The organism is Thiocapsa marina 5811, assembly GCF_000223985.1.
GTDB classification, from domain to species: domain Bacteria; phylum Pseudomonadota; class Gammaproteobacteria; order Chromatiales; family Chromatiaceae; genus Thiocapsa; species Thiocapsa marina.
The window spans coordinates 82,418-90,000 of record NZ_AFWV01000018.1 but is presented as its reverse complement, the minus strand read 5'-3'; the positions used below and the strand labels follow the sequence as shown (position 1 = coordinate 90,000).

Annotated in this window: 6 protein-coding genes (1 of these 6 cut by a window edge); all 6 read right to left on the bottom strand. The window is 62.5% G+C overall.

The features are described from left to right. On the bottom strand, positions 1 to 521 hold the 5' portion of the coding sequence (locus THIMADRAFT_RS21575; protein WP_007195244.1) for a prepilin peptidase. 358 nt of this gene lie to the left of the window's left edge; the window shows 521 of its 879 coding nt (coding positions 1-521); it begins with the start codon at positions 519 to 521; the stop codon falls past the left edge of the window. A 299-nt stretch (positions 522 to 820) separates the two neighbouring features. Continuing rightward, a complete protein-coding gene (locus tag THIMADRAFT_RS21570) occupies positions 821 to 2,068 on the bottom strand; it encodes a type II secretion system F family protein (protein WP_007195243.1) in 1,248 nt (415 codons plus the stop codon). Between the two features lie 11 nt (positions 2,069 to 2,079). Further along, positions 2,080 to 3,795 (bottom strand): type IV-A pilus assembly ATPase PilB, encoded by a 1,716-nt coding sequence (pilB, locus tag THIMADRAFT_RS21565; RefSeq protein WP_007195242.1) that lies wholly within the window; start codon positions 3,793 to 3,795, stop codon positions 2,080 to 2,082. Between the two features lie 18 nt (positions 3,796 to 3,813). Continuing rightward, positions 3,814 to 4,647: an NYN domain-containing protein gene (locus THIMADRAFT_RS21560; RefSeq protein WP_040733521.1), complete on the bottom strand. Its 834-nt coding sequence runs from the start codon at positions 4,645 to 4,647 to the stop codon at positions 3,814 to 3,816. A 159-nt stretch (positions 4,648 to 4,806) separates the two neighbouring features. Next, complete coding sequence (gene acs / locus THIMADRAFT_RS21555) at positions 4,807 to 6,753, bottom strand: acetate--CoA ligase (RefSeq protein ID WP_007195240.1); 1,947 nt, start codon at positions 6,751 to 6,753, stop codon at positions 4,807 to 4,809. 151 nt (positions 6,754 to 6,904) lie between these two features. After that, on the bottom strand, positions 6,905 to 7,582 hold the full coding sequence (locus THIMADRAFT_RS21550) for an exonuclease domain-containing protein (RefSeq protein WP_040733518.1): 678 nt from the start codon (positions 7,580 to 7,582) through the stop codon (positions 6,905 to 6,907). Position 7,583 lies beyond the last annotated feature (1 nt).

Here is a 7,583-nt window from a genome sequence, read left to right as displayed (position 1 = left end):
CTCAGGATCAAGCCGAGCCAGATCAGCGGCAGCGTGATGCTGTCGGGCAGCAGCTGGGTGTCGAAGTCGATCGCTGCGAGAGCGATCAGTGCCCAGGTGAGCAGGAGTGCGGGGCCGGTCTGCCAGCCGAGACCGAACTGCAGGACGACGATCAGGGTCAGCAGCGCAGTGAAGCTCTCGACCAATGGATAGCGCAGACCGATCCCCGCGCCGCAGGCCGAGCAACGGCCGCGCAGCAGAAGATAGCTCAACACCGGTATGTTCTCGTGGGCGCGAATCCGATGGCCGCAGTGCGAGCAGGTGGATGGCGGATGGGCCAACGAAAGCCGTTCTTGGTCCGGTCGCGTGCTCGGGCTCGGCGTGCCGGAGAGCTCGGCGCAGTCGCGCGCCCAGTCGTCTTCGAGCATGCGAGGAAGCCGTAGGATGACGACATTGAGGAAACTGCCGACGATCAGCCCGACGAGGATCGAGACCGCATAGAGCAGAAGCGGGGTTTGCTCGAAGACGTCAATCCAATCCATGCAGAGCCCCCTTGGCCGACGAGTCGATGGTCAATGAACGTAGATTTCCGCGCTGCAGCCGTGACGGCGGCCGCTTGCCTGGCGGCGTGGGCAAGGTCCGATGCGCACTCAACCGCGTCCAAAGCGAAATGCGTCATTTTCATGTTGCGTTTGGCTTTGGAGAGGTGTTCTCTCTCGGTGAGACACGGTTTAAAATTCGAAATTTTTTTAAGACTTTAAACCGCGCCAGCTCCGACCGTCATCGGAGCTGGCGCGGCCAAACCACTCCAACACATGACGCATACCGCACCGGTCGCGGTTTAAACGACCGAGGCCAGTTTGAAGATCGGCAGGTACATGGCGATGATCAAACTGCCGACCAAGCCGCCGATCACGACCATGATCAGAGGCTCGAGCAGGCTGCTGAGGCTGTCGACCGCGTTGTCGACCTGCTCCTCGTAAAAGTCGGCGACCTTCGCGAGCATGTCGTCGAGCGATCCGGATTCCTCGCCGATGGATGTCATCTGAATGACCATATGCGGAAACAAGTCTTGCTGGCGCATCGACAGTTGCAGCGATTGTCCGGTCGCGACCTCTTCGCGCATCTTCAAGACCGCGTTCTGGTAGACGATGTTGCCGGTGGCACCCGAGACCGAGTCCAGCGCCTCCACCAGCGGTACGCCGGCGGCGAACATGGTGGACAGGGTTCGGGCGAAACGCGCGAGCGCGGCCTTGTTCAGGATCGGGCCGATGATCGGAATCTTCAGCGCCGTGCGATCGATGGCCTCGCGGAACGCGCGGGAGCGTTTGTAGCTGTTGCCGATGGCATAGCCGACCGCGCCGAGTCCGAGCAGGACCGCCCACCACCATTTCTGCAGCGCATCGGACAGTCCGATGACCATGAGCGTGAAGGCGGGCAGGTCGGCACCGAAGCTCGCGAACAAATCCTTGAACTGCGGGATGACGAAGATGAGCAGAACCGCGCTCACGATGATGGCCACCGCGATGACCGCCACCGGGTAGAACATGGCCTTCTTGATCTTGCCCTTGATCGATTCGGTCTTTTCCTTATAGGTCGCGATCTTGTCGAGCAGAACGTCCAGCACGCCGGCCTGCTCGCCGGCGGCCACCAGGTTGCACACCAGGTCATCGAAATAGAGCGGATACTTGCCCATCGCAAGCGCCATCGCCGTCCCGCTCTCGATATCTTGCTTGATCCCCAGGATCAAATCCTGCATCGCGGGGTTCTCATGGCCGCGACCGACGATATCGAACGCCTGAACCAAGGGAACGCCGGCGGACATCATGGTCGCAAGCTGCCGGCTGAAGATGGCGAGATCGGTGCTGGTGATCTTCTTCTTGCCGGCGAACAGCGGTTGGGGCTTTTTCTTGACCTTGGTCGGACTCACGCCCTGCCGACGCAAGTCGGCCCGCACCATCGTCATGTTGGGCGCGCGGGTCTCCCCCGTCACCTTTGCACCGCGCCGGTCGCGTCCTTCCCAGGTAAAGACGTAAGCCTTGTCGGCCTGCGGTTTGGGTTTCGGCTTCGTCTTGAGTGCGGTTGCCATGAGCGTTCTCGTCACTCCTTGGTGACTCGGTTGAGCTCTTCGAGGCTCGTCATCCCTTCTTTGACCTTGCGCAGACCGGATTCTCTCAGGTCCGCGACGCCTTCGCGATGGGCTTGCTCGGCGAGCTGCATCGAGTTGCCGCCCTCGAGAATCAGTCGTCGAATGGACTCGGATACGGGCATCACTTGGAAAATACCGACACGTCCTCGGTAGCCTTTGGTGCAGCGCTCGCACCCGACGGGCCCGAAGACGACGATTCCCTCCTCGATATCCGCTTCGCTGAATCCCTCTTGGCGCAGGACCTCTCGCGGCAGATCCTCGGGCGCCTTGCAGTGCGTGCAGAGGCGCCGCGCGAGACGTTGCGCCATGATGAGCAGGACGGAGGAGGCAATGTTGAAGGGCGCCACGCCCATGTTGGCGAGACGGGTCAGAGACTGCGGGGCGTCGTTGGTATGAAGCGTGGAGAGCACCAGGTGTCCCGTCTGGGCGGCCTTGACCGCGATCTCCGCGGTTTCCAGATCGCGAATCTCTCCGACCATGACGATGTCCGGGTCCTGCCGCAGGAAGGCTCGAAGCGCAGCGGCAAAGGTCAGCCCGGTCTTTGGATTCATGCTGACCTGGTTGATCCCCGGCACTTGGATCTCGACCGGATCCTCGACGGTCGAGATGTTGATGTCGGGCTGGTTCAGAAGATTGAGCGCGGTGTAGAGCGATACCGTTTTCCCGGACCCCGTCGGCCCGGTGACCAGGATCATGCCGTAGGGCTTATGGATGGCCTCGAGGAATGCCGCGCGCTGCTCGGACTCGAACCCCAGGGCCTCGATGCCGACCTGGGCCGAGGCGGAATCGAGGATCCGCAGGACGACCTTTTCGCCGTACAGGGTCGGCAAGGTGTTGACGCGGAAATCGATGTCGCGCGTCCGACTGACCTTGAGCTTGATGCGTCCGTCCTGCGGGACGCGGCGCTCGGCGATATTCATCCGCGACATCACCTTGAGACGCGCAACCAGACGCCCGGCGATATTCATGGGCGGACTCGCCACCTCGCGCAACATGCCGTCTTGTCTGAAACGCACGCGAAAGAACTTCTCGTATGGCTCGAAGTGGATGTCCGAGGCGCCCGCCGCGATGGCGTCGACCAGCACCTTGTTCACGTATCGAACGATCGGCGCGTCGTCGATGTTGATGTCGGCGTCTTCGCGCAGCTCCTCGTCGTCCGGGGTGATCTCGAGCTTCTCCAGGTCCGCGTCCATGAGCTCGGTCATGGTCGTGTCCTGGGCTTCGATCGCGGTCTCGATCGCGGCCTTGAGCTTGTCTTCTTCGACCAGGACCGCGTCGGTCGCCAGGCCCGTGTTGAACCGGATCTCCTCGAGCGCTTGGTCGTTGGTCGGATCCGACAGGGCCAGGAAGAGGCGGTTACCCCGGCGGAAGATCGGCAGCGCACGGTGTTTGCGCACCAGACGCTCGTCGACCAGGTTTACCGGAAGGTTCAGCAAATCCAGCGCATGGAGGTCGAGCAGAGGCACTCCGAACTCGTGCGAGGCCGCGACGGCGATTCGCCGACTGTCGAGTAGCTTCTGCTCGACGAGATACGACACGAAGGCTTGCCGACGCCGATTCGCGTCGTCGTGGGCGGCGATTGCCTCGATCTCGGTGATGAGATTGTCTCGCACCAGGCGCAGCGCGAGGCCCGAGAGCTTGTTCTTGGCTGTCTGGTCCGTCGCCATGGAGCGTGTCGTCGGGCCTCAGCGGTTGACTGAAAAGGCGAGTCGGACATTGCTCGCAACGAGGCCGTTGTCCTTCTGCTCGCTCTCGTTGAGATAGAACTCGAGCACCGTTTCACGGCTCATCAGCATGTCTTCGGTGACATCGTCGGCCAACTCGTTGACATGACAAAAGACGCTGATGTAGGGGGAGTCCGCCTCGCGTGGATCCGTTACCCAGAGCGAAGGCGAGATGCGCTCCATGATCCGCAGAAACCCGTAGCCTTTGTCCGCAAACCATTTGGTACAGACCCCTCTGACGCAGGATCCGGGTTTGCCCCATTCGTTGCGCGGCTCATAGGAGATCGGCAAGAGGTCGGGGATCAGGAACCCGGAATAGTAGGCGTCGACCTGTTGCTGGAGTTGGCGTGAGACGTTCTTAAAGCCCATCAATTCGACTCGGCAACCGGTATTTTGAAGTGCTTCGACGACTTGGAGAAAATCGCCGTCGCCCGTCACCAGCAGGACTTGATCGAGCTTGTTGGCCTGCAGCATGGCATCGACCGCCATATCGAGATCGGCGTTGGCCTTGGTGGTGACGTTGCCGCTCTCGTCAGTATAGCGCCTGACCAGCTTCACGGTGATCTTCCAGCCGAAGTCCCGCACCATTTGCTGATAGGTCTGTGCCTTCTTCTTGTACTCCAGGTCTTCGCGAGCCCGCTCGGCATCGAAGGCCATGTAGGTGTTCAAGCGTTGCAGGATACCGCCTTCACGTGCGGCGAAGCGTCGCAGCACGTCGTAGCGCATCTGAAAACCGCCGTTGTAGCGGACATTCTCGGCATCGACGAAGACGCCGACTCGGAAGCTGGAGCTCATAGGGATGATGACTTCGCGTTCGGGGCGCGGCAAACGCGGTGCTCATGCTCGTGTTCAACGAGCGCGAGGATCGCGAATACCTTGCGGTCCGCCGTCGGCGGACCGCGTCGTTTGGCCGGTCGCGCGTGCCGTGACCGGCACACGACCGACCCCTTCGCACTACTGATTGGCTCGATTCTCGATCAGATCGTTCACCACGGTGGGATCGGCAAGGGTCGAGGTATCGCCGAGCGAGTCGATCTCGTTGGCGGCGATCTTGCGCAGAATCCGCCGCATGATCTTGCCCGAACGGGTCTTCGGAAGGCTGGGCGCCCATTGGATGATGTCGACGATGGCGATCGGACCGATCTCCCCGCGCACCATGGCCACCAGCTCCTTCTTCAGGTCGTCGGTCGGCTCGACGCCGGCCATCGGCGTGACATAGGCATAGATGCCCTGACCCTTGAGGTCATGCGGGTAACCGACCACGGCGGCTTCCGCGACATGCGGATGCAGGACGAGGGCCGACTCGATCTCGGCGGTGCCCAAGCGATGCCCGGAGACGTTCAATACGTCGTCGATGCGTCCGGTGATCCAGTAATAGCCGTCGGCGTCGCGACGTGCGCCGTCACCCGTGAAGTAGTAGCCCGGATACTGCTTGAAGTAGGTGTCGATGAAACGCGCGTGATCGCCGTAGACGCTGCGCATCTGCGCCGGCCACGGCTGACTGATGACCAGCGCACCCTCGCCCGGACCCTCGATCAGCGTGCCTTCGGCCGGATCGACCAACGCAGGGACGACCCCGAAGAAAGGTGTCGTGGCCGAGCCCGGCTTGAGTGCGGTCGCGCCCGGCAGCGGGGTGATCAGGTGGCCGCCGGTCTCGGTCTGCCACCAGGTGTCGACGATCGGGCAGCGCTCGTCGCCCACCACGCGGTGGTACCACTCCCATGCCTCGGGATTGATCGGCTCGCCGACCGAGCCCAGGATCCGCAGCGACTTGCGCGAGGTCTTCTTCACGGGCTCCTCGCCCGCACGCATCAAGGACCGGATGGCGGTCGGTGCCGTGTAGAAGATGTTGACCTGGTGCTTGTCGATGACGTCCCAGAAGCGGGACATGTCCGGATAGTTCGGGATGCCCTCGAACATCAGCGAGGTCGCGCCGTTGGCCAGCGGGCCATAGACGATGTAGGTGTGACCGGTGACCCAGCCCACGTCGGCGGTGCACCAGTAGACCTCTCCGTCCTGATAGTCGAAGGTGTACTTGTGGGTCATGGCAGCGAAGACCAGATAGCCGCCCGTGGTGTGCAGGACACCCTTCGGTTTGCCGGTTGAGCCGGAGGTATAGAGGATGAACAACGGATCCTCGGCGTCCATCTCCTCCGGCGGGCAATCCGCGGATGCGCCTGCAAGGGCTTCGTCGTACCAGATGTCGCGACCCTCGGTCCACTCCACGGCGCCGCCGGTACGGCGCACCACCACGACGGTATCGACGTTGGGGCATTCCTGCAGCGCGGTGTCGGCGTTCTTCTTCAGAGGGATGTGACGCCCGCCGCGCACGCTCTCGTCGGAGGTGATGACCAGGCGGCACTCGGAGTCGAGCACGCGATCGCGCAGCGAGTCCGGGGAGAAGCCGCCGAAGACGATGGAATGGGTCGCGCCGATGCGGGTACAGGCGAGCATGGCGACTGCCGCCTCCGGGATCATCGGCAGGTAGATGCAGACGCGGTCGCCCTTGCGCACGCCGCGCGCCTTGAGCACGTTCGAGAGTTTACAGACCTCCGCATGCAGCTCGCGGTAGGTGATCTTGCGGTCTTCCGCCGGGTTGTCGGCCTCCCAAATGATGGCGACCTGATCGCCGCGGGTCTCGAGATGGCGGTCCAGACAGTTGTAGGAGACGTTCAGCTTTCCGCCTTGGAACCACTTGATGTGCAGATCTTCGGCCTGGTAGCTGTAGTCCATCACCGAGTCCCACTTCTTGGACCAGGTCAGGAACGTCTCGGCCTGCTCGGCCCAAAAGCCCTGCGGGTCGTCGACGGACCGCTTGTACATGGCGGCATACTGCTCGGCGTTGACGTGGGCCTTCGCGGCGATGGCCGCAGGAACCTGATAGACCTTCTCTTCCGACATGGTTGTTGTCTCCTCGAGGTGGTGGAGTGATCTGTGCCGGCGTATTGCAGGCTGTCCCTGGTGCCGGCGCGAGCGAACGCCTAATAGTAAACGCTCCAATAGGGCGCAGCCAGCCGGGATATGCCGATGCCTGCGCGGGGCGCGTCGAGTCTCAACACAGGAAATCGCGCAGCGGCAGTCCGTTGCCGTCGTCTCGGTAGGCGGCCTGGGCGAGGAACAGCTCGGCCGAGGCCAGGGCATCGCTCAGCGCGTTGTGTGCGCTGTAGCGGGGCAGATTGTAACGATCCCCGAGCGCATGCAGGCGCAGATCGGACGCCTTGAAGGGGGTCTGGCGGCGCTCGAAGGTTCGATAAGCCAACGTCTGGGTATCGACGACCGGCATCAACAGCCCCTGCTTCCAGAGTCGTTTGCAGGCGTTGGCGAGGAAGCCGCGCTCGATGCGTGCGTGATGGGCAATCATGACTTTCCCCGCCAGCGCCTCGAGAAGCTCCTCTAGGACATCGGCAAGCTCGCTGCCTTGGGCCGCCTCGTCATCCGTGATCTGATGGATGATCGCCGTCGCCTCCGGGATGGATCGATCGATCCGCACGACCCGATGGCGGGCGCTCGACAGATCGATGCAGATGCCTTTGACGGCGACGTAGCCGACGCTCAGGATCAGGTCATTGGCGATGTCCAGGCCGGTTGTTTCGAGATCGATAGCGAGATAATCAACCTCCCGATAGTCCGTTTTGGCGAGCGGAAACGGGTGTTCCAGATAGGAGCGCAAGGGCCCCTGCGGGGTCCGGCGTAGTCGCCAGCGGCGGCGCCAATCGAGCAGTCGCGACATG

Excerpts from the sequence above, each read along its gene's own strand:
- acs (WP_007195240.1), bottom strand. The coding sequence starts at position 6,753 with ATGTCGGAAGAGAAGGTCTATCAGGTTCCTGCGGCCATCGCCGCGAAG.
- pilB (WP_007195242.1), bottom strand. The coding sequence starts at position 3,795 with ATGGCGACGGACCAGACAGCCAAGAACAAGCTCTCGGGCCTCGCGCTG.
- THIMADRAFT_RS21550 (WP_040733518.1), bottom strand. The coding sequence starts at position 7,582 with ATGTCGCGACTGCTCGATTGGCGCCGCCGCTGGCGACTACGCCGGACC.
- THIMADRAFT_RS21570 (WP_007195243.1), bottom strand. The coding sequence starts at position 2,068 with ATGGCAACCGCACTCAAGACGAAGCCGAAACCCAAACCGCAGGCCGAC.
- THIMADRAFT_RS21560 (WP_040733521.1), bottom strand. The coding sequence starts at position 4,647 with ATGAGCTCCAGCTTCCGAGTCGGCGTCTTCGTCGATGCCGAGAATGTC.